The organism is Streptosporangium sp. NPDC050855 (genome assembly GCF_044456585.1).
GTDB lineage: Bacteria > Actinomycetota > Actinomycetes > Streptosporangiales > Streptosporangiaceae > Streptosporangium > Streptosporangium longisporum.
Map to the genome: position 1 here is coordinate 14989 of NZ_JBITFY010000027.1, position 21977 is coordinate 36965.

17 protein-coding genes are annotated in these 21977 nt (G+C 72.8%); 10 read left to right on the forward strand and 7 right to left on the reverse strand.

Annotation, left to right across the window (positions count from 1 at the left end; genetic code table 11):
* Positions 1 to 348 precede the first annotated feature (348 nt).
* The 4 genes from ACIBCT_RS36290 to ACIBCT_RS36305 all read left to right on the forward strand — a co-directional run bounded on the left by ACIBCT_RS36290 (position 349) and on the right by ACIBCT_RS36305 (position 6221).
* Positions 349 to 1647 carry an aspartate aminotransferase family protein gene (locus tag ACIBCT_RS36290; RefSeq protein WP_399196528.1) on the forward strand — a complete coding sequence of 433 codons (1299 nt, stop codon included), beginning with the start codon at positions 349 to 351 and terminating at the stop codon, positions 1645 to 1647.
* Positions 1644 to 3167 (forward strand): CoA-acylating methylmalonate-semialdehyde dehydrogenase, encoded by a 1524-nt coding sequence (locus ACIBCT_RS36295; protein WP_399196529.1) that lies wholly within the window; start codon positions 1644 to 1646, stop codon positions 3165 to 3167. Before ACIBCT_RS36290 ends, ACIBCT_RS36295 begins: the two co-directional genes overlap by 4 nt.
* 161 nt (positions 3168 to 3328) lie before the next feature.
* On the forward strand, positions 3329 to 4600 hold the full coding sequence (locus ACIBCT_RS36300; RefSeq protein ID WP_399196530.1) for an extracellular solute-binding protein: 1272 nt from the start codon (positions 3329 to 3331) through the stop codon (positions 4598 to 4600).
* A 322-nt stretch (positions 4601 to 4922) separates the two neighbouring features.
* Positions 4923 to 6221 carry a saccharopine dehydrogenase family protein gene (locus tag ACIBCT_RS36305; protein ID WP_399196531.1) on the forward strand — a complete coding sequence of 433 codons (1299 nt, stop codon included), beginning with the start codon at positions 4923 to 4925 and terminating at the stop codon, positions 6219 to 6221.
* 39 nt (positions 6222 to 6260) lie between these two features.
* On the opposite strand, the gene ACIBCT_RS36310 is transcribed toward ACIBCT_RS36305, so the two are convergent.
* Both ACIBCT_RS36310 and gabT read right to left on the reverse strand, forming a co-directional pair.
* Entirely contained in the window at positions 6261 to 6503 is a 243-nt protein-coding gene (locus ACIBCT_RS36310; RefSeq protein ID WP_399196532.1) for a hypothetical protein, read from the reverse strand.
* A 241-nt stretch (positions 6504 to 6744) separates the two neighbouring features.
* Complete coding sequence (gene gabT, locus ACIBCT_RS36315; RefSeq protein ID WP_399196533.1) at positions 6745 to 8109, reverse strand: 4-aminobutyrate--2-oxoglutarate transaminase; 1365 nt, start codon at positions 8107 to 8109, stop codon at positions 6745 to 6747.
* Between the two features lie 90 nt (positions 8110 to 8199).
* On the opposite strand from gabT, the gene ACIBCT_RS36320 reads away from it, so the two are divergent.
* The gene (locus ACIBCT_RS36320) at positions 8200 to 9915 is read left to right on the forward strand and encodes a PucR family transcriptional regulator (RefSeq protein WP_399196534.1); all 1716 of its coding nucleotides are present in this window, start codon (positions 8200 to 8202) and stop codon (positions 9913 to 9915) included.
* Here ACIBCT_RS36320 and ACIBCT_RS36325 read toward each other — a convergent pair.
* A complete protein-coding gene (locus tag ACIBCT_RS36325; protein ID WP_344906703.1) occupies positions 9896 to 10528 on the reverse strand; it encodes a TetR/AcrR family transcriptional regulator in 633 nt (210 codons plus the stop codon). The two genes, ACIBCT_RS36320 and ACIBCT_RS36325, sit on opposite strands and share 20 nt — an antisense overlap.
* A 213-nt stretch (positions 10529 to 10741) precedes the next feature.
* Between ACIBCT_RS36325 and ACIBCT_RS36330 the strand changes: the two genes are divergently transcribed.
* Positions 10742 to 12169 carry an aldehyde dehydrogenase family protein gene (locus tag ACIBCT_RS36330; protein WP_399196535.1) on the forward strand — a complete coding sequence of 476 codons (1428 nt, stop codon included), beginning with the start codon at positions 10742 to 10744 and terminating at the stop codon, positions 12167 to 12169.
* Between the two features lie 67 nt (positions 12170 to 12236).
* On the opposite strand, the gene ACIBCT_RS36335 is transcribed toward ACIBCT_RS36330, so the two are convergent.
* Positions 12237 to 13625, reverse strand: a complete 1389-nt coding sequence (locus tag ACIBCT_RS36335) for a trypsin-like serine peptidase (RefSeq protein WP_399196536.1) — start codon at positions 13623 to 13625, stop codon at positions 12237 to 12239.
* 53 nt (positions 13626 to 13678) lie between these two features.
* Complete coding sequence (locus ACIBCT_RS36340; protein WP_399196537.1) at positions 13679 to 14863, reverse strand: trypsin-like serine peptidase; 1185 nt, start codon at positions 14861 to 14863, stop codon at positions 13679 to 13681.
* Positions 14864 to 15186: 323 nt separating this feature from the next.
* Here ACIBCT_RS36340 and dxr point away from each other — a divergent pair, with 323 nt between their 5' ends.
* The 4 genes from dxr to ACIBCT_RS36360 all read left to right on the forward strand — a co-directional run bounded on the left by dxr (position 15187) and on the right by ACIBCT_RS36360 (position 20520).
* Positions 15187 to 16371, forward strand: a complete 1185-nt coding sequence (gene dxr, locus ACIBCT_RS36345; protein WP_399196538.1) for a 1-deoxy-D-xylulose-5-phosphate reductoisomerase — start codon at positions 15187 to 15189, stop codon at positions 16369 to 16371.
* A 34-nt stretch (positions 16372 to 16405) separates the two neighbouring features.
* A complete protein-coding gene (ispG, locus tag ACIBCT_RS36350) occupies positions 16406 to 17575 on the forward strand; it encodes a flavodoxin-dependent (E)-4-hydroxy-3-methylbut-2-enyl-diphosphate synthase (protein ID WP_344906688.1) in 1170 nt (389 codons plus the stop codon).
* A 411-nt stretch (positions 17576 to 17986) separates the two neighbouring features.
* The gene (locus tag ACIBCT_RS36355; protein WP_399196539.1) at positions 17987 to 19621 is read left to right on the forward strand and encodes an alpha/beta hydrolase; all 1635 of its coding nucleotides are present in this window, start codon (positions 17987 to 17989) and stop codon (positions 19619 to 19621) included.
* 56 nt (positions 19622 to 19677) lie between these two features.
* Entirely contained in the window at positions 19678 to 20520 is an 843-nt protein-coding gene (locus tag ACIBCT_RS36360) for a GNAT family N-acetyltransferase (protein ID WP_399196580.1), read from the forward strand.
* Positions 20521 to 20690: 170 nt separating this feature from the next.
* Here ACIBCT_RS36360 and ACIBCT_RS36365 read toward each other — a convergent pair whose 3' ends face one another.
* A complete protein-coding gene (locus ACIBCT_RS36365) occupies positions 20691 to 21068 on the reverse strand; it encodes a DUF3037 domain-containing protein (RefSeq protein WP_399196541.1) in 378 nt (125 codons plus the stop codon).
* Positions 21065 to 21883, reverse strand: coding sequence for a HipA family kinase (locus ACIBCT_RS36370; RefSeq protein WP_399196542.1), 819 nt, complete (start codon positions 21881 to 21883; stop codon positions 21065 to 21067). Before ACIBCT_RS36370 ends, ACIBCT_RS36365 begins: the two co-directional genes overlap by 4 nt.
* Positions 21884 to 21977 lie beyond the last annotated feature (94 nt).

A 21977-nucleotide genomic window follows, 5' to 3' on the forward strand; every position in this document is an offset into this window, starting at 1 on the left:
GCGGCCTCCGGAACCCTCCGGAACCTTCGTGACGCCCTCACGCGGGGGCGTGCGTCGTGGATCGTCCCGGATCCTTTCGTCCGGCGTACGTGATTGCCTCGACGGCGGGCGGGGGAGATGCTGGTCTCGTCGGCCCCCGCCGGGCGCGGGCGGCCGGACCGAGGAGCGGGGTCCTCCGCCGACCCCCGTGCGGCTTGCGGCATCCGTCGCATGGCGCAAGCCGTGCGGGCCCGGCCCGCGGACCCGTCCTCACCACCTGTCCCATCGCTGACAACATGACGGGTTTGATCGGCACATACCGACACGTTGACGGTAGGAGCGGTGGGCCCGACCGGCGATACTCGATACATGTCGGACCTCCTTGCGCGTCATCGCGCGGTAATGCCCAGCTGGCTCGCCCTCTACTACGACGACCCCATCGAGATCGTCGGGGGCAAGGGCAACCGGGTCATCGACGCGTCGGGCAAGAGCTATCTCGACTTCTTCGCCGGGATCCTGACCAACATGATCGGGTACGACGTGCCCGAGGTGCGCGAGGCCGTCGAGCGGCAGCTCGCCACCGGGGTCGTGCACACCTCCACGCTCTACCTGATGCGCGGACAGGTCGAGCTGGCGGAGAAGATCGCCAGGCTCTCCGGCATCCCGGACGCGAAGGTCTTCTTCACCAACTCCGGTACCGAGGCCAACGAGACCGCGCTGCTGCTGGCGACCTACGCGCGCCGGTCCGACCAGGTGCTCGCCATGCGCCAGAGCTACCACGGCCGCTCCTTCGGCGCGGTCGGCGTGACGAGCAACCGCGCCTGGAAGAACAGCTCGCTCTCGCCGCTCAACGTGCACTTCCTGCACGGCGCCGACCGGCACCTGACCCCGTTCCGCGGAATGTCCGACGCCGACTACATCGCCGCCTGCGTCGAGGACCTGCGCCACGTGCTCTCCACCGCGGTCGGCGGCGACGTGGCCGCGCTGATCGCCGAGCCCGTCCAGGGCGTGGGCGGCTTCACCATGCCCCCGGACGGCCTGTTCGCCGCCTACCGGGAGGTGCTCGCCGACGAGGGCGTCCTGTTCATCTCCGACGAGGTGCAGACCGGCTGGGGCCGTACCGGATCGGCCTTCTTCGGCATCCAGAACCACGGGGTCACGCCGGACATGATGACCTTCGCCAAGGGGCTGGGCAACGGCTTCGCGGTGGGCGGCGTCGTGGCCCGCGGCGACCTGATGGACGGCCTGCACGCCGTCGGGCTCTCCACCTTCGGCGGAAACCCGCTCTCGATGGCCGCCGCCAACGCCACGCTGGACTACGTGCTCGACCACGACCTTCAGGCGAACGCGGCCAGGACCGGCGCGCTGATCATCGACGGGCTCCGCGAGGCGGCACCGCGCCTGCCGATCGTCGGCGACGTCCGCGGCAAGGGGTTGATGTTCGCCCTCGACCTGGTCGATCCGGCGACCGGCGCACCGGCCCCGGCGCTCGCCGCCCGCTTCATGGAGGAGACGAAGAAGGCGGGCCTGCTGGCGGGCAAGGGCGGCCTGTACGGCAACGTGGTCCGGATGGCCCCGCCGCTCACCCTGACCCTGGACGAGGCCGCCGAGGGCCTCGGGATCATCGTCAACGCGCTCGAGACCGTCAACGCGGAGGTCGCCTCGTGAGGAACGTCACCCACTGGATCGGCGGCGGCCCCGCCGAGGGCGCCGAGGGCGCCGGGGGCGGGACCCGTACCGCGGACGTCTTCCACCCCGCGACCGGGCAGGTCGCCGGACGGGTCCACCTCGCCTCGCCGGCCGAGGTCGACGCGGCCGTGGCCTCCGCCGTCGCCGCCTGGCCCGCCTGGCGGGACGCCTCGCTGGTCAGGCGCGCGCAGGTGCTGTTCCGCTTCCGCGAGCTCGTGCACGCCAACCGCGACGAGCTGGCCCGGCTCGTCTCCGCCGAGCACGGCAAGGTCCACTCCGACGCGCTGGGCGAGGTCGCCCGGGGGCTGGAGGTCGTGGAGTTCGCCTGCGGCATCCCGCACCTGCTCAAGGGCGGTTTCTCCGAGGGCGTCTCCACCCGGGTCGACTCCTACTCGATCCGGCAGCCGCTGGGCGTCGTGGCCGGGATCACCCCGTTCAACTTCCCGGCCATGGTGCCGATGTGGATGTTCCCGATCGCGATCGCCGCGGGCAACGCCTTCGTCCTCAAGCCCTCGGAGAAGGACCCCTCGGCGTCGCTGCTGATGGCCGCGCTCTGGAAGGAGGCAGGGCTGCCCGACGGCGTGTTCAACGTCGTGCAGGGCGACAAGGTCGCGGTGGACCGGCTGCTGGAGCACCCGGACGTCAAGGCGGTCTCGTTCGTCGGCTCCACCCCGATCGCCCGGTACGTCTACGAGACCGGTACCCGGCACGGCAAGCGCGTCCAGGCGCTGGGCGGCGCCAAGAACCACATGCTGGTCCTGCCCGACGCCGACCTCGACCTGGTCGCCGACGCCGCGGTGTCGGCGGGCTTCGGCTCCGCGGGCGAGCGCTGCATGGCGATCTCCGTGGTGCTGGCCGTCGACCCGGTCGGGGACGAGCTGGTCGACCGGATCGTCTCCCGGGTCTCCGAGCTGACCGTCGGCCCCGGCGACGACCCGGCCTCCGAGATGGGACCCCTGATCACCGGGGCCCACCGGGACAAGGTGGTCTCCTACCTCGACCTGGGCGTCTCCGAGGGCGCCAAGCTCGTCGTGGACGGCCGCCGCACGCCCGTCCTGGGAGGCGCCGCCGCCGAGGAGACCCCCGGTTTCTGGCTCGGCCCCACGGTCCTGGACCACGTCCCGGCCGGGTCCCGGGTGCACACCGAGGAGATCTTCGGCCCGGTCCTGGCGATCGTCCGCGTCTCCTCGTACGAGGAGGGGCTGGCGCTGATCAACGGCGGCGAGTTCGGCAACGGCACCGCGGTCTTCACCAACGACGGCGGCGCGGCACGGCGCTTCCAGAACGAGGTGGAGGTCGGCATGATCGGCATCAACGTGCCGATCCCGGTCCCGATGGCCTTCTACAGCTTCGGGGGCTGGAAGTCCTCCCTGTTCGGTGACACCCACATGCACGGCACCGAGGGCGTGCACTTCTACACCCGCGGCAAGGTCGTCACCTCCCGCTGGCTCGACCCGAGCCACGGCGGCGTCAACCTCGGCTTCCCCGTCAACGGGTAGACCGGCGGGACGGTCGCGGCCGGGCCCCCGGCGACGGATGATCGCGGTACGGCCCCCGCCCGGTGACGGCCCCGGGCGGGGGCCGCGCACGCGCGCCTGCGGGGGGCGGGGGAGGGCCGGTAGGCTCCCGGGCAGGTCGGTGGACGTCGGGAGGAGACCTCGTGGGCGGGGACAGGCTCGGCCGGGCGCGTCGTGCGGCGCTGCTGGGGGCGGGCGGTCTGCTGCTCGCCGCGTGCGCCCAGACCGGGACGGGGACCGTGAGCGCGGTCCGGCCGGTGGGGAACCCGTCGCCGGCCGCGACGTCCTCCTCCCCGGTGACCGCCACCCCCGTGCCCTCCGTGACGCCCTCCGCCGGGATCACCGCGACCCCCGCCTCTCCCGCTCCGTCGGCCTCTCCCACGCCGTCGGCGTCCATCGGCAAGGGTGAGGGGGCCCTGCAGGTGCTCACCTTCCAGGGGCACGTCGAGTTCGGCGGTGCGGGCTCGCGGATCAACTGGGTCACGCCCTTCGAGCGCGAGAGCGGCTGCGTCGTACGGGTCGACCGGGTCCGGACCGCCGAGGAGATGGCCGCCAGGTTCGCCGCCGGGACCTACGACGTGGTCTCGCCCTCGCCCGAGCTGGCCGGGCTGCTGGTGGCCGAGGAGAAGGTCACGCCGCTGGACACCTCCCTGGTGACGGCGTACCGGGACATCCCCAAGCGCCTGCGCGAGCTGCCGGGCCTGCGCGAGGACGGCCGGGTCTACGGCGTCCCCTACCTGTGGGGGGTCAACCGGGTGATCTACGAGGGGGAGGGGACGCGCAAGTCCCCGGCGCTGTACGAGAGGGCTCCGGCGGCGATCCGCGACAGCCCGCTGAGCATCGCCGACGCCGCCCTCGCCCTCGGCCGGGGCGGCGACCCCGAGATCGACGACCCGTTCCAGCTCACCCCGGCGCAGCTCGACGCGGCCGTCGCGCTGCTGGCCCGGGGCGACGGCCCCGACCGGCTCTACTGGGACGACTCCCTCGACCTGGTCAGGGCCATGTCGTCCGGGTCGGTGCGGATCGCCCAGGCCCTTCCCTACCACCTGGACCTCTTCCGCAGGGCGGGCCGGGAGATCAGGGCCGCGGAGGCAGGGCCGGTGACCGGGTGGGTCGACTCCTGGATGATCTCGGCCCGGTCGGCCAGTCCGAACTGTGCCTACCGGTGGCTCGACTGGACGAGCTCGGAGCGGGCCCAGCGCTCGGCCGCGGCCTGGACCGGGCTCGCCCCGGCCAACCCGGAGGCGTGCGGCGGGCGCGCCGGCCGGATATGCGACGTCTACCGCGTCCGCGACGGCCGGGGGCTGCGCGACGTGCTGTTCGCCTCCCGCCCGACACCGGACTGCGGCGGCCGGGGCGGGACGTGCGCCGACTACGCCGAGTGGACGGAACGCTGGAAGGACCTGGTGAGGTGACCGGGGCCCGTCGCCCCGGTCGATCTCCTTGAGCTTCCCGGATCCGTTCTTCCCGGGCCGGGTCCGCTTCTCCTGACCCTTCCTCCCGGGCCGGGTCCGTCCTCCTGCGCCGGGTCCGTCCTCCCGGATCGGGTCCGTCCTTCGGGCAAGGGCCGTCCTTCCGGGCCGAGATCGCGCGAAGGGGCCCTTCTCCGTTCCCGTCCTCGCGGGCGGGCCGGGACGACGCTTTCCGTTGTCATGATCCATTCTGGGCGCGGATCCGATGCCTGGATCATGAATTCTCTATCGACTGGTCGACCAGTCAGTGAGTATTATGTCCGTTATGAGGATTCTGCTTGTCGGGGCGGGCGGCGTGGGCTCCGCCGTGGTCCCCATCGCCGCGCGCCGGGATTTCTTCGAACACATCGTGGTCGCCGACTTCGACCGGGACCGGGCCGCCGCCGTCGTGGCCCGGATCGCGGACCCGCGCTTCAGCGCCATCGGACTGGACGCCTCCGACCGGGCGGCGGTGCGGGCCGCGCTCGCCGAGCACCGCTGTGACGTGCTGTTCAACGCGGTGGACCCGCGGTTCACCATGTCCCTGTTCGAGGCGGCGCTCGACGCCGGGGCCGGCTACCTGGACATGGCGATGTCGCTGTCGCGCCCCCACCCGCGCAGGCCGTACGAGCTGCCCGGGGTCAAGCTCGGCGACGAGCAGTTCGCGCGCGGCGCGGCGTGGCGGGAGCGGGGCGGGCTGGCGCTGGTCGGCATGGGCGTGGAACCGGGTCTGGCCGACGTCTTCGCGCGCTACGCCGCCGACCACCTGTTCCGGGACATCGAGGAGATCGGCATCCGCGACGGGTCCAACCTGGTGGTCGACGGCTACGACTTCGCCCCGACGTTCTCCATCTGGACGACCATCGAGGAGTGCCTCAACCCCCCGGTGGTCTGGGAGGACGGCCACTGGCACACCACCGAGCCGTTCAGCGAGCCGGAGGTGTTCGACTTCCCCGAGGGGATCGGGCCGGTCGAGTGCGTCAACGTCGAGCACGAGGAGGTGCTCCTGGTGCCGCGCTACATCGACGCCCGGCGGGTGACGTTCAAGTACGGCCTCGGTGAGGAGTTCATCGGGGTGCTGAAGATGCTGCGCAAGCTGGGACTGGACAACGCGGGCAAGATCAGGGTGGGCGGGGTGGAGGCGTCGCCGCGCGAGATGGTCGCGGCCAGCCTGCCGGACCCGGCCACCCTGGGCGACCGGATGCGGGGCAAGACCTGTGCCGGGACCTGGGTGAAGGGCACGGGCCCGGACGGCGCGCCGCGCGAGGTGTACCTCTACCACGTGGTCGACAACGAGTGGTCGATGCGCGAGTACGGCTGCCAGGCAGTGGTCTGGCAGACGGCCGTGCACCCCGTGGTCGCCCTGGAGCTGCTGGCGACCGGCGTCTGGTCGGGGACCGGGGTGCTCGGGCCCGAGGCCTTCGACGCGGTGCCCTTCCTGGAACTGCTCAACGCCTACGGCTCACCGTGGGGCATGCGCGAGCAGGCCGCCGGGGTCACCGGGGTCGCCCGGGTCCCCGAGGTCCACGGGGTCCCCGGGGTCGCCGAGGACTCGGTGGCCGGGGCCTCCCTCCTGGTCGCCTGAGACCCCTTTGCGTACGGTGCCGTCACCGCCTCGCCGTCGTCAGAAGAAGGCGGCGCGGCGGGGACGGGAGTGGTTGTCGCCCTGCTGCGGGAGCAGCGCGTCGGCGCACTCCGGGCAGGCGAACAGGGCCGTGCCGTCGGGCAGCCGGCCGATCCTGATCCGCGGGCGCGGCCACTTCTTGTGGCAGGCCACGCAGGCGTCGCCCTCACGCTGGGTGCGGGTCAGCCCCTCAGGGTCGAAGGTCATCGTCACGTGTGCCGTTCTGGTCGGCCCCCAGTTCATCTGAATCCCTCCGTGTGGAGACCTCGAGCTGCTCCCCGGTGCGGCCGTGGGGAGGAGGTCGACACGTTTTCTGTCTTGATCGCGCACTTTCACATCGGAACCGTTATAACGCGGTCATGACCCGTGATCGCTGTGGCCGGTGTCAAGCGGTGGTTAAATCACGGCCTGCATGCAGGCCGTATAACGGCAAAAGGGGCACCGGGCGTCAAGCCGGGTGCCCCTTTTGGTGGGGTCTAAACCGTCACGTCTCGTTCACCGCCTTCTCCAGGATCGCCAGTCCCTCCTCCAGCAGGTGGTCGGGGATGACGAGCGGGGGCAGGAAACGCAGCACGTTGCCGTAGGTCCCCGCGGTCAGCACGAGCAGTCCCTCGGCGTGGCACCTCGCGGCGATCTCGGCCGCCGCGGTGGGGTGCGGGTCCGTGGTGCCGGGCACCACCAGCTCGATGGCGATCATCGCCCCCCGGCCGCGTACGTCGCCGATCACCGGGTTGCGCTCGGCCAGGGCGCGCAGCCGGGGCAGCATGGTCTCGCCGATCCGCCGGGCCCTGCCGGTCAGGTCCTCGGCCTCGATGGTCTCCAGCACGCCCAGCGCCGCCTCGCAGGCGAGCGGGTTGCCGCCGTAGGTGCCGCCCAGCCCGCCCACGTGGACGCTGTCGAGGATCTCCGCGCGGCCGGTGACGGCGGCCAGCGGCAGGCCGCCGGCGATGCCCTTGGCGGTGACGATGATGTCGGGCACGATGCCCTCGTGCTCGCAGGCGAACAGGTCGCCGGTACGGGAGAAGCCGGTCTGGACCTCGTCGGCGATGAAGACGATGCCGTTGAGCCGGCAGAACTCCAGGATCGCCGGGAGGAACCCCCGGGCGGGCTCGATGAAACCGCCCTCGCCCGCGATCGGCTCGATCACCACGGCGGCGACGTTCCCGGCGCCGATCTCCTTGGTGATCTTGTCGATCGCCTGGGCGGCGGCCTCCTCGGCGCAGTTCTCCGGGCCGGTGGGCCAGCGGAACGGGTAGGCCAGCGGCACCCGGTACACCTCCGGGGCGAACGGGCCGAAGCCGTGCTTGTAGGGCATGTTCTTGGCCGTCAGCGTCATGGTGAGCAGGGTCCGGCCGTGGTAGCCGTGCTCGAAGACGACGACCGCCTGACGGCCGGTCGCGTGACGGGCCACCTTGACCGCGTTCTCCACGGCCTCGGCGCCGCTGTTGAGGAGGAAGGTCCGCTTCTCGTGGTCACCGGGGGTGATCCGGTTCAGCTCCTCTGCGACCCGCACGTACGACTCGTACGGGGTGACCATGAAGCAGGTGTGGGTGAAGTCGGCGACCTGCCGGCGCACCCGCTCGACCACGCGCGGGGCGGCGTTGCCGACGCCGGTCACCGCGATGCCGGAACCGAAGTCGATCAGCGAGTTGCCGTCGGCGTCGACGACGACACCCCCGCCGGCGTGCGTCACGAAGACGGGCAGCGTGGTGCCGATGCCCGGTGGCACGGAGGCCCGCTTGCGGGCGAACAGCTCGCGGGACCTCGGGCCGGGGATCTCGGTGACGAGACGGCGCTCCTGCGGAAGCGAGGGGCCGCCCTGACCGGCGGTGCTGGTGACGGTGCTCATCCTGCGAACGTATGTCGCCGATGTCGGGGTGCCGATGATGCACTATGGCAAAATTGCCGGGACGCTGTTCTACATAACGTACAAACGGGGGTGGCCGTGCCGCCGACGCTGCGCACCGTCGTACGGCGGCCGTCGCTGGGGCTGGACGTGCTCGCCGGGCGGGAGGCGCTCGACCGGCCGGTGCGCTGGGTGGCGGTCAGCGAGCTGGAGGACCCCACGCCGTTCCTGGAGGGCGACGAGCTGGTCCTCACCACGGGCATGCGCCTGGACGCCGCGAACGCCGCCCGCTACGTCGAGCGCCTGGTCGCCAGGGGCGTGGCCGGTCTCGGCTTCGGCACCGGGCTCGGCCACGAGGTGATCCCCGCGGCGCTGGTCGAGACCGCCGTGCGGGCCGGGCTGCCGCTGGTCGAGGTGCCGCGTGACACCCCGTTCGTCGCGATCGGCAAGGCGGTCAGCGAGCTGATCGCCGCCGAGCAGTACGACGAGCTCAGCCGTGCCTTCGCGACCCAGGGCCGCCTCACCCGCGCCGCCCTGCGGCCGGAGGGCCCGCGCGCGGTGATCGACCGCCTCGCCCGGGAACTCGGCGGCTGGGCGGTCCTGCTGGACGGGGCCGGGGCGGTGCGGCACGCGGCGGGCCGGGGCGCGACGGCCGCGGCCGGGGAGCTCGGCCCGGAGCTGGAACGGCTCAGGGACGGCCGCCGTGGCGCGCCCACCAGCCTGGCCCTGTCCTCGCCGGGAGAGCACATCGTCGTACGGCCGCTCGGGGCGCGCCGGGTCAGGGGATTCCTCGCCGTCGGCCTCGGCCGGCCCTTCACCCCGGTCGCGCACACCGTGGTCAACGCCGCCGGGTCGCTGCTGACGCTCGCCGTCGAGCACGGCGGGGAGCACGTGGCCGCGGAGCGCAGGGTCCGCTCCGCGGTGCTGCGGCTGCTGCTGGCCGGTGAGGTGGAGGCGGGACGCGAGACCCTGGAGCGGCTGGGGGAGGGGCTTCCCGGCGGGCCGCTGGCCGTGCTCGTCACGCCCGCCGGGCCGGAGGCGGCGACGGGCATGGCGACGGGGGCGGCGACGGACATGGTGACGGACATGGCGACGGGGACGGTGCCGGGGGCAGGACCGGGAGCGGCGGCCGACGCGAGGACGGGGGTGGGGCCGAGGGCGGTGACAGGGACGGTGCCGGGAGCGGGAGCGGTGTCGGGAGCGGTGTCGGGAGCGGGGCCGGTGGCGGTGCTGGAGGCGGTGCTGGAGGCGGCGGAGGCCGTGACCGGCGGGTTCGCCGCGGCCGACCGGGACGCGACCGGCGCCGGCAGGGTGGTGCTGATCGTGCCCGCCCCGGCCGCGGACGCCGGGGCGGTGGTGCTGGGCGGGCACGGGCCGGTCGGCATCGGCGACGCGGCCGGCCCGGACGACCTGCGCGCCGGTCTCGTCCGGGCCGAGCGGGCGCTCGCCGCGGCCGGACGCGGCACCACGCCGGTGATGCGCTTCACCGACCTGGCGGGCCAGGGACTGCTCTCCCTGATCGACCCCGGTACGGCGGCGGCGTTCTCCTCGGCGCTGCTCGCCCCGCTCGTCGGGCACGGCTCCCGCGCCGACCTGCTGGGATCGCTCCGCGCCTACCTGGAGTGCAACGGCCACTGGGACGCGGCGGCTCAACGGCTCGGGGTGCACCGCCACACCCTGCGCTACCGGATGCGCCGCGTCGCCGATCTCGTCGGCCGCGACCTGGACGACCCCGCCGTCCGCGCCGAGCTCTGGGTCGCCCTGGCCGTCACGGCGCCCCGGCCGGACGTCAGGGACGGCGAGGAGTGATCATGTACCGGGAGATCACCGCCTGGAGCACGGCCTCGTAGGTGCCGCCGTCCCGCAGGTGCCCGGCACGTTCCAGGCTGATCGCGCCCTGGGCGGCGGCCCACACGGCGTCGGCGATCTTCCTGGGCTGGGTGGGCACGATGTACCCGGACGACATGCAGTCGGCGATCACCCGATCGACGATGTTCAGCGCCGCGCGGGCGAGGGTCCTGGCCCGCTCGCTCGGCACGAAGCCGGGGATGGCGCGTTCGAACATGAGGGCGTAGTAGCCGGGCTCGGCCAGCGCCGCCTCCCGGTAGGCGGGACCGAGCGCGGTGAGGTGCTCCAGGGCGTTCTTGCGCGGGGGCACGGCCTCCAGGCGACGCCGGAAGCGCTCGAAACCCTCCAGGTAGAGCGCCTCGGCCAGGCCCTCCTTGCTGCCGAACATCGTGTAGATGACGGTCGTCGAGCAGCCCGCCTCGGTGGCGATGCGGCGCATCGACAGGCTCTCCGGGCCGATGGTGACGAGCAGCTGGCTGGCGACGTCGAGCAGCCGCATCCGCAACCGGTCCTGTGACGCCCGCTCGCCGACCAGGTAGGCGCCCTGAAGGCCGCGTGGCGCCGAGGGGATCATGCGCCCACGCCCTTCCGCTCCTGGGGTCCATCCGGTGACTTAGCCACAGTGAAGATCATTCAAACCGGCCCCTATGAGGAATATCCTTAAATGCAGGCGTTTTCGTTACAGGGCGGGCACACAGCGGTTTTTATGCGGAACGGCGCGCGGTCACGGGTCCGTTGTGCGGAGTGGAGCAGAGCCGCCCGCCCACCGGTGACATAGCGTCGGGGTATGGACGTGCGCCCCTTCTGGCTCGCCGGCCGCCCCGTCACGGGCGACGCCGAGCTCACCGTGACCAACCCGCATGACGGCCGCGTCGTCGCCGTCTGCTCCGTGCCGACCCCCGAGCAGGTCGAGGAGGCCGTGGCCGCGGCCGCGGCCGTGCGCAAGGAGGCGGCCGCGCTCCCGATCCACGTACGGGCCGAGGCGCTCGCGCACGTCTCGCGCCGCCTGGCCGAGCGGGCCGACGAGATCGCCCGCCTGATCACCGCGGAGAACGGCAAGCCGGTCTTCTGGGCCCGCGGCGAGGTCGGCCGCGCGGTCTCCACCTTCCGGTTCGCCGCCGAGGAGACCCGCCGCCTGAGCGGGGAGACCGTCCGCCTGGACACCGAGGCCGCCTCCGCCGGCCGCCTCGCCTACGTCTCGCGCGTCCCGTACGGCCCGGTGCTGGGCATCACCCCGTTCAACTTCCCGCTGAACCTGGTGGCGCACAAGGTGGCCCCGGCCATCGCGGCCGGTGTCCCGATCGTCCTCAAGCCCGCCCCGGCGACGCCGGTCTCCTCCCTGGTGCTGGGGGAGATCCTGGCCGAGACCGACCTGCCCGAGGGCATGTTCTCGGTGCTCCCGGTGCCCAACGACCGGGCCGGGACGCTGACCGGGGACCCGCGCCTGCCGGTCGTCTCCTTCACCGGCTCGGCCCCCGTGGGGTACGCGATCATGGATCAGGTGCCGCGCAAGCACGTGACGCTGGAGCTCGGCGGCAACGCCGCCGCGGTCGTGCTCGCCGACGCCGACCTCGACTGGGCCGCCTCGCGGATCGCGCTGTTCTCCAACTACCAGGCCGGCCAGAGCTGCATCGCCGTCCAGCGGGTGATCGTCGAGGAGTCGGTGCACGACGACTTCGTGGCCCGGCTCGTCCCGGCCGTAGAGGCCCTGGTGACCGGTGACCCGGCCGACGAGAAGACGCAGGTGGGCCCGCTGGTCTCGGTCGAGGCCGCCGAACGCGTGGAGCGCTGGGTCAGCGAGGCCGTCTCCGCGGGCGCCCGCCTGCTGACCGGCGGTACCCGTGACGGCGCCACGGTCGCGCCGACCGTCCTGGCCGACGTGCCGGCCGACGCCAAGGTCTCCCGCGAGGAGGTCTTCGGCCCCGTCATGATCGTCCAGCGGGTCTCCGGCGTGGACGAGGCGTTCGCCGCGGTCAACGACTCCCGCTACGGGCTGCAGGCCGGGGTCTTCACCCGCAGCCTGGACATCGCCTTCCGGGCCAACCGGGAACTGGAGGTCGGCGGTGTCATCATCGGCGACGTGCCGTCCTACCGGGCGGACCAGATGCCCTACGGCGGGGTCAAGGACTCGGGCGTGGGCCGTGAGGGCATCCGCTCGGCCATCGCCGACCTCACCTACGAGAAGGTCATGGTCCTCACCGGGCTGACCCTCTGAGCGGTCGTGGTTTCGGCGGCCCTTCGGGCGGGTCCGGACGGGAAGCGCGGAGCGGGCCGCGACCGGCTCAGGCCCTGCCCGCCGCGACGTAGAGGTCCCTGGCGGAGCCGCCGAAGTAGGGGCCGTACATGGTGCGGCGGTCGTCGCTGTACTTGAAGCTGCTGACCGAGACGATCGTGCCGCGGCCGGTGGAGGCGTCGAACCCGGTCAGCCAGGGGCCACCGCTGGATCCGGCGGTCATGTCGCAGCGCATGCCCTGGCCGGTGGTCTGCCCGTTGGGGTCGTCGCGGAGCGGCCCCGCGCAGTAGACCAGGTGCTCGCCGTCGTAGGGGGTGTCGGCCGGGAAGCCGAAACCGCTGGTGGGACGTCCCCTGGGCGTGCCGAAGGCGATGTTCTGGCCTCCCACGACGTCGCCGAGGTGCCTGCCGCCACTGGTGCCGACCGCCACCATGCCGATGTCGTGGCTGTCGTCGCCCTTGCGCGACCAGGGGCCCGCGACGAACATGCGGCGCGCGGTGTACTGCCCGTACGGGCGGCGGCCCTGGGCGTAGCCGGGGACGAAGGTCCAGTTGTCGGCCCACGCGCCGGCGCCGTCCTTGACGCAGTGGCCCGCGGTCACCACCAGGTCCCTGTTGGCGCTCCTGACCGAGCTGGCCGAGCACACGAAATCGCTCCCGCCGATGGTCAGGAAGACCCGCCCGGTGGTCCGCCCCACCATGCCGCCCCCGGTCCAGCGGGCCCCGGCGGTACGCGACGGCAGGGCGAGCCCCCCGGGAGCACCGGGAGCACCGGGAGCACCGGGAGCGCCGTGGGCACCGGGGGTGCCCGGAGCCCCGGGTGCGCGGGACGTCGCGGCGCGGGTCGTGCCGGCCCGGGTGACGGGGGCGCCGTTCTCAGCGGCACCGGTTCCGACGGTGTCGTCTTCGGCGGCACCGGCTCCGACGGCACCGGTCCCCGCGGTGTCGGTTCCGGCGGCTCCGGTCTCAGAGGCTCCGGTCTCAGAGGTCCCGGTTCCGGTGGAGCCGGTACCGGAGGGACCGGGAGTGACGGCGCCGGAGACGGGGGAGTGCGGCCCCCGGGCGGGGACGAGCCGTGCCCCGGCCGTGGCGGAGAGGCGCCGGAGCACCCCGGTGACCTTCGCGAGCGGGTCGAGGGGGAGCGCCGCGGCCATCCTGCGGGGGGTCCAGTAGCCGAGCACACGCTCCCGTTCCGCGGCGGTGTGGACGGGCACGTGCTCGGCCACGTCCGGAACGCCGGACCGCCCGGCCACGTCCGGAACGCCGGACCGCCCGGCCACGTCCGGAACGCCGGACGCCGGGGACCCTCCGACGGCCGCCCGCGCGGGGGCTGTCCGGTCCAGGGGTGGCCGCCCGGTGGCCGTGGCGCCGGTCACCGGGGCGCTCAGCAGGCCGACGACGAGCGAGACGGCCGCAAGCAGGGGGAGGCTCGGGGTCATGGGATCCGATTTTGCACTACCCCGGGTGTTCTTGTAGTTACTTTTGGTGAATCTCAGGGGGTGCCGGTGGTCTGCGCGGCGTCGTAGACGGCCTGGGCCTCGGTCCCGAAGTACGGCCCGAACATCCAGCCGGCGGCGAAGCCGTACTTGAAGCTGTTCACCGAGTTCAGGGTGCCCGACCCGGTGCCCTCGTCGAAGTCGAGGAACCAGGGGCCGCCGCTCGACCCGCCGGTCATGGTGCAGTTCAGCCCGAGGTCGCGGGTCATCATGAAGTCGTCGAACGCGCGGCCGGCGCAGTAGACGAGCTTGGAGCCGTCGTACGGGGCCCCCGCGGGATAGCCGAAGGAGTGCATCTGCCGGCGGCGCTGCTGGTTGAAGGAGATCCCCTGGCCGCCGACCACGTCGGTCAGCGACCTGCCGTTCAGCGGCGCCACCACGGCGGAGGCCACGTCGTGGTTGACGTCCTCGCTGTTGTTCCACTGCGGGGTGGTGTAGAGCGTGGTGGCCACCCAGGTGCCGTGGGGCCGCTCGCCGTTGCGGTACCCCGGCACGAAGACCCAGTTGCCGTGGAAGGCGCCCCCCATTCGCACGCAGTGTCCCGCGGTGATCACGGTGCTCCTGTTCTCGCTGGTCACCGCGCTCGCCGAGCAGGAGGCGTTGCGGCCCTGGTAGGTGAAGAACACCCGGCCCGTGGTCGTGGTGATCGCCCCGCCGCGGGTCCACGGCGCGCCGTTGGAGGGGCGGGCGGCCGTCCCGCGGACGGCCGTGACGGTCTCGCCGTCCGGTGTGGTGGCGGGTACGGAGACGGGGTCGGCCGCGGCCTGGGCCCGGGTCGCCGCCGCGGTGAGCCGGGCGCCGTCCTTCTTGGGGACGAGGGCGGCGAGCGGTTTGGCCGCCTCCATCCTCGCCTCGGTCCAGTAGCGCCTGACGCTCCGCTGCTCGGCGGTGGTGTCGGCCGCCTCCCTCTCGACGGGCTCGGGGACGGCGCGTGCCGTACCGGTGCGGCCCGTCCTGTCGCCCGTCCTGTCTCCCGTGCCCCGGGCCGTGCTCCCGGTGGTGCCCGGTGCGGCCGTGCCCCTGTCCGCGCCGGCGCTCAGGGCCGTGCCGGTGGCCCTGGCGGTGTCCGTACCGGCGTCCGTGCCGGTGGCGGCGATGGCGCCTGAGGCGATCACCGTGGAGAGCAGGGTGCCCCCCGCGACCAGGTCAAGGACAGGGACAAATCGTGCATTGCGCCGCATACATACCTCCCGAGTTCGGTGCTGTCCGGGACGCTAACGGGCGGTACATATGCATTTCTCAAAATCCGAAGTATTGATATAGGGAGATTCAGACTTAAATATTCCCTTTTATCGTGAGTTTCAGAAATCACAGAATCACCCGCCGATCCGGTCCGCCGGAACGGTCCGTCCGCCCTCCCGGGCCGCACGTCCCGCGGGCCGCGCCGATCACGCAGGTCCCGCAGGTCCCGGTGATCGCGCGGGTCCGGGTGACGGGTCCGGGTGATCCGGGAATCCGGGTCCGGCCGATTCGACAGTGCCGTCACAGCCGGGAGAATGGGGCGGTGCAACCAGACACCGTCCGTTCCGTCGTCCTGCTGGGCTCGACCGGCTCCGTCGGGACCCAGTCCCTCGATGTCATCGCCCGTGCCCCCGGCCGGTTCCGGGTGGCGGCCCTGGCCGCCGGAGGGGGCCGGGTCGACCTGCTGGCCCGCCAGGCGGCCGAGTTCCGGCCCGAGGTGGTCGCCGTCGCCGACCCCTCGGCGGTGCCCGGGCTGAGGGCCGCCCTGGCCGCGCACGGGGTGGACGCGCGGGTGCTGGCCGGCCCCGAGGGGGTGACCGAGGCCGCCGCCTGGCCCGCCGACATCGTGCTCAACGGCATCACCGGCGCCCTCGGGCTGACCTCCACGCTGGCCGCGCTGGAGGCGGGACGGGTGCTCGCGCTCGCCAACAAGGAGTCGCTGATCGTGGGCGGGCCGCTGGTGAAGCGCCTGGCCAAGCCCGGCAGCCTGATCCCGGTTGACTCCGAGCACTCCGCCCTGGCCCAGTGCCTGTGGGCGGCCGGACCCGGCGGCCCGGACGCGCGGGCCGTACGGAGGCTGGTGGTCACCGCCAGCGGCGGGCCCTTCCGGGGCAGGCCGCGCGCGGACCTGTCGGAGGTGACCCCCGAGCAGGCCCTCGCCCACCCCACCTGGTCCATGGGGCCGGTCATCACGGTGAATTCCGCCACACTCGTCAACAAGGGGCTGGAGGTCATCGAGGCCCACCTGCTCTTCGACATCGGCTTCGACCGCATCGAGGTCGTCGTCCACCCCCAGTCGGTCATCCACTCGATGGTGGAGTTCGTCGACGGCTCGACCATCGCCCAGGCCAGCCCGCCCGACATGCGCCTGCCCATCGCGCTGGCCCTCGGCTGGCCCGAGCGGGTCGCGGACGCAGCCCGGCCGGTCGACTGGACCGCCGCCCACACCTGGACGTTCGAGCCGCTCGACGACGAGGCGTTCCCCGCGGTCGCGCTCGCCCGGCACGTCGGCCGGGCCGGGGGCACGGCCCCGGCCGTCTACAACGCCGCCAACGAGGTCTGCGTCGAGGCCTTCCTGGCCGGGCGCCTGCCCTTCCTGGGCATCGTCGACACCGTGGCCTCGGTGGTCACCGAGCACACCGTCACCGAGGCCGGTTCGGTGGCCGAGGTGCTCGACGCGGACGCGTGGGCGAGGATACGGGCACGCGAGCTCACCGGGACTGCCTAGACTGGTGAGCGTCGTCCACTCTCAAGGGCTGAAAATGACTTCTGTTGCTCTAGGAATCCCGTCCGTAAGGACCAGGCCGATCGCCGAGCGACGCACGTCCCGTCAGATCATGGTCGGTTCCGTCCCGGTGGGCGGGGACGCGCCGGTCTCCGTCCAGTCGATGACCACCACGGTCACCGCCGACATCAACGCCACGCTCCAGCAGATCGCCGAGCTGACCGCCTCGGGCTGCCAGATCGTCCGGGTCGCCGTCCCGTCCCAGGACGACGCCGACGCGTTGCCGATCATCGCCAGGAAGTCGCAGATCCCGGTGATCGCCGACATCCACTTCCAGCCGAAGTACGTCTTCGCCGCGATCGACGCGGGCTGCGCGGCCGTCCGGGTCAACCCCGGCAACATCAAGAAGTTCGACGACAAGGTCGGTGAGATCGCCCGCGCCGCCGCCGACCGGGGCGTGCCGATCCGGATCGGCGTCAACGCCGGCTCCCTCGACCCGCGCCTGCTGCAGAAGTACGGCAAGGCCACCCCCGAGGCGCTGGTGGAGTCGGCGCTGTGGGAGTGCTCCCTGTTCGAGGAGCACGGCTTCCGCGACATCAAGATCTCCGTCAAGCACAACGACCCGGTCGTGATGATCCAGGCCTACCGCCTGCTCGCCGCCCGCTGTGACTACCCGCTGCACCTGGGTGTCACCGAGGCGGGCCCGGCCTTCCAGGGCACGATCAAGTCCGCGGTGGCGTTCGGCGCCCTGCTCGCCGAGGGCATCGGCGACACCATCCGGGTGTCGCTGTCGGCCCCGCCGGTCGAGGAGGTCAAGGTCGGCAACCAGATCCTGGAGTCGCTCAACCTGCGCGAGCGCGGCCTGGAGATCGTCTCCTGCCCCTCCTGCGGGCGCGCCCAGGTGGACGTCTACACCCTGGCCGAGCAGGTCCAGGCCGGCCTGGAGGGGCTGAAGGTCCCGCTGCGCGTCGCGGTGATGGGATGCGTCGTCAACGGTCCCGGTGAGGCCCGCGAGGCCGATCTCGGCGTCGCCTCCGGCAACGGCAAGGGCCAGATCTTCGTCAAGGGAGAGGTCATCAAGACCGTCCCCGAGTCGCAGATCGTGGAGACCCTGATCGAGGAGGCGCTGCGCCTGGCCGAGGCGATGGGCGTGGAGGTCGACCTCGACGACGAGGAGACCACCGGACCCCAGGTGGTCGTCGGCTGAGACGTCCGCAGGGGCGCGGCCCGCGCCCCTGCCCGACGGGGCTCGTGCCCATCGGGCCGCCCCCGCTCGATCCTCCCGCGTTCCTTCAGTGCTTAGTTCGGTGCCCGCCCGGCTCTCGTCCTGGCGGGCCCTTCTCGTTCCGCGGGCCCGTGGGCCTTGACTGACCCTCCGGGGACGTCGCCGGGTGTACGCGGGCCCTGCGGCCCGGAGCCTCGTCCGTTCCCGACGATCCCGCCGCCCTCCCGTGCCCGGGATCCGCTCCCGGCAGGCGTTCCGTGTCGTCACCCACCTCACCGTTACACTTAGCAATCATCTGACTACACTTTGGCAGGCATCCGGTTGTGTCACGGGTGATCGTGCCGCCGAGCGGGAGACCATCGCCTCTGCCGTACGAGTGGGGGGATCGGAACAGTGAAGAAGAGGGTCGCCGGAATTGCCGCGGGCATCGGGATGCTGGTCGCCGCGTTGGGGGTGCCGCAGGGAGCGGCGGCCTCCGAGAGGCAGGCGCCGACAGCGGCTCAGCAGAGGCAGGCGCTGGTGTGGGGGCCGTGCCGGGACGGCAGGGCCCATCTCACCGCAGTCCTGCCCGGGGCGCGGCCCGTCCGGACCGAGTGCGCCACGCTCAGGGTGCCGCTCGACTACGACGACCCGTCCCGGACCGTCGGCATCGCCCTGAACCGGATCAGGGGCCATGCCTCCCGCGGTCATCTGGGCACGCTGCTGGTCAACCCGGGCGGTCCCGGCGCGTCCGGCCGCGACCTGGCCAAGGCGGTCGTGGCGGGGCTGCCGCAGGGGGTGGCGGGCCGGTTCGACGTGGTCGGCTTCGACCCGCGCGGCGTCGGGGCCAGCGACCCCGCCCTCACGTGCGCGGACTCGCGGACGTTCTACCGGGCGCCCCGCCCCGACCAGGTCCCGGACACCCGGCGCGAGGAGGGCGTGCTGCTCGAACGCGCCCGCGAGTACGCCGAGGCGTGCGGCACCCGGTGGGGCTGGATGCTGCCCCACATGACCACCGAGAACTCGGCCAGGGACATGGACATGATCAGGGCCGCCCTCGGCGAGTCGAAGATCAGCTTCATGGGGTACTCGTACGGGACCTATCTCGGCGCGGTCTACGCCACGCTCTTCCCCGACCGGCTCAAGCGGCTCGTCCTGGACAGCGTGGTGGACCCGCGCGACGTCTGGTACCGCTCGAACCTGGCGCAGAGCATCGCCTTCGAGGACAGGCACGAGGACTTCCTGAGGTGGGTGGCCCGCCACCACCCGGTCTACCGGCTCGGCACCACCCCGAGGGCGGTCTCGGCGGCCTGGTACGCCATGCGGGAGCGGCTGGCCGGCCGCCCGGCCCAGGGAGTGGTGGGGCCGAGCGAACTCGACGACATCTACACCGTCGGCGGTTACTCCGACGCCGTGTGGCCGCAGCTGGCCAAGGCGTTCTCCGCCTACGTCAAGCGGCGCGACCCGGCCCCGCTGCTCGGCGCCTACCGCAAGCACGCCGAGAACGACGCCAAGGACGAGAACAGCTACGCGGTCTACCTCGCGGTGGAGTGCCGTGACGCCCCCTGGCCGCGCGACTGGGCGCGCTGGCGTACCGACATGACCAGGGCCAACGCCCGTGCTCCCTTCCTGACCTGGCCCAACGCCTGGTACAACGCGCCGTGCGCGTTCTGGCCCGAGCGGGGCGGCACCCCGGTGCAGGTGCGCGGCGGCGACGGCCTGCCGCCGGTCCTGCTTATCCAGGGTGAGCGCGACGCCGCCACCCCGTACAAGGGAGCGCTGCGGATGCGCGAGCTGTTGCGCACCTCCCGGCTGCTGACCGTGCCGGGCGGGAACCACGGCGTCGCGCTCAACGGCAACGCCTGCGTCGACCGGCGCCTGGCCGCCTATCTCCGGGACGGCACGCTGCCCGGTGGAGGCCGCCGGAGCGCGGGCGCTCCCGACGCCCGGTGCCCCGGAGTCCCCGCCCCGGTCCCGGCGGGCGCGTCCGTCCCGATGCGGGTGCCCGCCGGTCACGCGGTACCGGGGAGTCACCTGAGCAGTAGATGAGTCGCTCTGTGTCGGTTCCTGCCAAAATCGAGGGGGTCGCGTAGGCTGAGCACGTGATGCTGCGCACAACGGCGTCGCGCGTGCTCGACGACAACGATCGGGACGAGGTCCTGGCGCTTCTGGACACCGACCCCGTCGGCAACGTCTTCGTCGCCTCCAGGGTCCGCTCGGTCGGGCTCAATCCGGCCAGGCTCGGTGGCCAGATGTGGGGATTCGGGCCGCGCGGCGGCCTGACCTCCGTCTGTTACGCCGGGGCGAACCTTGTCCCGGTCAACGCCGGGACGGACGCCGTCTACGCCTTCGCCGACCGCGCGCGCAAACAGGGCCGACGCTGTTCCTCGATCGTCGGCCCCGCCGAGGCGGTCCAGCTGCTCTGGGAGCGGCTGGAGCCCTACTGGGGGTCCGCCCGCGCGATCCGCTGGGCGCAGCCGGTCATGGTGGCCACCGAGCCGTCCCCCGTCGCGCCGGACCCGCTGGTACGGCGCGTCCGGCCGGACGAGTTCGACATCCTGCTGCCGGCCTGCGTGGCGATGTTCACCGAGGAGGTGGGCGTCTCCCCGGACGCCGGGGACGGCGGGGCGCTCTACCGGTCCCGGGTCGCCGAGCTGATCAGGATCGGCAGGTCCTACGCCCGTATCGAGGGCGGCAGGGTGGTCTTCAAGGCCGAGGTGGGCGCGGTGACGCCGCAGGTCTGCCAGATCCAGGGCGTGTGGGTCCATCCCGACCTGCGCGGCCGGGGCCACGCGGTGGCCGGGATGGCCGCGGTGATCAACCATGCGCTCGACTACTTCGCGCCGGTGGTCTCGCTGTACGTCAACGACTACAACGCCCCGGCCAGGGCCGCCTACCGCAGGGCGGGCTTCGTCGAGGTCGGCACCTTCATGTCGGTGCTCTTCTGAGCCTTCCCGCGCTCGGACTTCCCGTCCCGGGCCCTCGTGACGCCCGGCCCGCGCGAAGACCCCGACATGAAGATCCGGGCATGAGGACCCGGGCATGAGGACCTCGCGTGAAGACCTCCGCGTGAGGACCCGTACGAAGACCCGGTCGCGGGACCCCTTCGGGAACGCTCTCAGGGAGTGCGGACCAGGTGGGCCACCAGGCGCTCCAGCTCCGCCTCCGGGTCGGCCGTGAGCCCGGCGTGCACCGGCCCGGTCTGCACGATGGTGCTGCGCGGCGCGGTCAGCCAGCGGAACCGGCCGCCCAGGGGCTCGGCGGCCAGCGGCCCGGCCTCGCCGTCGCAGGAGAGCCGGTAGGCGCCGAGCGCGTCGCGTACCCCGTCCAGGTCCACGCCGGAGTCGAGGGCGCGCAGGCGTGCCTCGTCCAGCTCGACCCGGGCGCACAGGTAGCCGCGGGGCTGGCAGTAGAGCAGCACGCCGGCGTTGATCAGCTCGCCGCGCTCCACCCGGGGGACGACCCGGATGACCGCGTACTCGTAGACGTCCTTCACCGGTTGTCCTTCCAGAACGCGCCCACCGAGCCGGTCCCCTTCTCTCGTTCCTGCCGGGGGCCCTGACCGGACGGCCGGGGCAGCCAGGTGCGCGGCCCCTGGGCGCGGGTCAGCAGGTGGTCGACGTACGCCTGCCGCACGGCCTGGGCGCCGTCGAACCCCGGCTCGTCCTCAAGCCACTCGTCGGGCACGTCGTCCACCACCCCGTCGAGCAGGTCCCTGGTGATCGTCACGCTGAGCTCGGCGTCGGCCTCGTCCAGGCGGGTGGCGAAGGGGGCCATCACGTGGTCGTCCGCGTCGAAGGGACGCAGCGGGTCGGCGGCGGGCCAGTTGTGGTGGAACCAGAGCGCGGCGCCGTGGTCGATCAGCCAGGTGTCGCCGTGCCAGAGCAGCAGGTTCGGGTTGCGCCAGCTGCGGTCGACGTTGTGGATCAGCGCGTCGAACCAGAGCAGCCGGGAGGCGAAGCCGGCCTCCGGCGGCCGGGTGAGCGGCTCGAAGCCCAGCGCGCCCGGCAGGAAGTCGACCGCGAGGTTGTTGCCCTCGCTGGCCTTGAGCAGGTCCTGGATCTCCTCGTCGGGCTCGCGGGCGCCCAGCTGCGGATCGACGTCGATCACCTTCAGCTCGGGCGTGCGGAAGCCGAGGCGGCGGGCCAGCCCGGCGCAGACGATCTCCGCGACCAGGACGCGGCGGCCCTGCCCGGCGCCGCGGAACTTCACGACGTGGGTGCCGAGGTCGTCCGCCTCCATGATCCCGGGGAGCGAGCCGCCCTCGCGCAGGGGCGTCACGTAACGGGTGGCCTTGATCTCTTCGAGCACCCGGCCAGGCTACCGGTTCGGCCCGCGGCGTCCGTGCGGCGTCCGCACATCGCGGGGACGACCTCCTCGGCGGGACGCTCCAGGGGGACCTCGA

What these genes read in the sequence shown, in the direction of transcription:
- ispG (WP_344906688.1), top strand. Translation starts at nt 16,406, where the DNA reads ATGACTTCTGTTGCTCTAGGAATCCCGTCCGTAAGGACCAGGCCGATC.
- ACIBCT_RS36290 (WP_399196528.1), top strand. Translation starts at nt 349, where the DNA reads ATGTCGGACCTCCTTGCGCGTCATCGCGCGGTAATGCCCAGCTGGCTC.
- ACIBCT_RS36305 (WP_399196531.1), top strand. Translation starts at nt 4,923, where the DNA reads ATGAGGATTCTGCTTGTCGGGGCGGGCGGCGTGGGCTCCGCCGTGGTC.
- ACIBCT_RS36360 (WP_399196580.1), top strand. Translation starts at nt 19,678, where the DNA reads ATGCTGCGCACAACGGCGTCGCGCGTGCTCGACGACAACGATCGGGAC.
- ACIBCT_RS36310 (WP_399196532.1), bottom strand. Translation starts at nt 6,503, where the DNA reads ATGAACTGGGGGCCGACCAGAACGGCACACGTGACGATGACCTTCGAC.
- ACIBCT_RS36335 (WP_399196536.1), bottom strand. Translation starts at nt 13,625, where the DNA reads ATGACCCCGAGCCTCCCCCTGCTTGCGGCCGTCTCGCTCGTCGTCGGC.
- gabT (WP_399196533.1), bottom strand. Translation starts at nt 8,109, where the DNA reads ATGAGCACCGTCACCAGCACCGCCGGTCAGGGCGGCCCCTCGCTTCCG.
- ACIBCT_RS36325 (WP_344906703.1), bottom strand. Translation starts at nt 10,528, where the DNA reads ATGATCCCCTCGGCGCCACGCGGCCTTCAGGGCGCCTACCTGGTCGGC.
- ACIBCT_RS36330 (WP_399196535.1), top strand. Translation starts at nt 10,742, where the DNA reads ATGGACGTGCGCCCCTTCTGGCTCGCCGGCCGCCCCGTCACGGGCGAC.
- ACIBCT_RS36340 (WP_399196537.1), bottom strand. Translation starts at nt 14,863, where the DNA reads ATGCGGCGCAATGCACGATTTGTCCCTGTCCTTGACCTGGTCGCGGGG.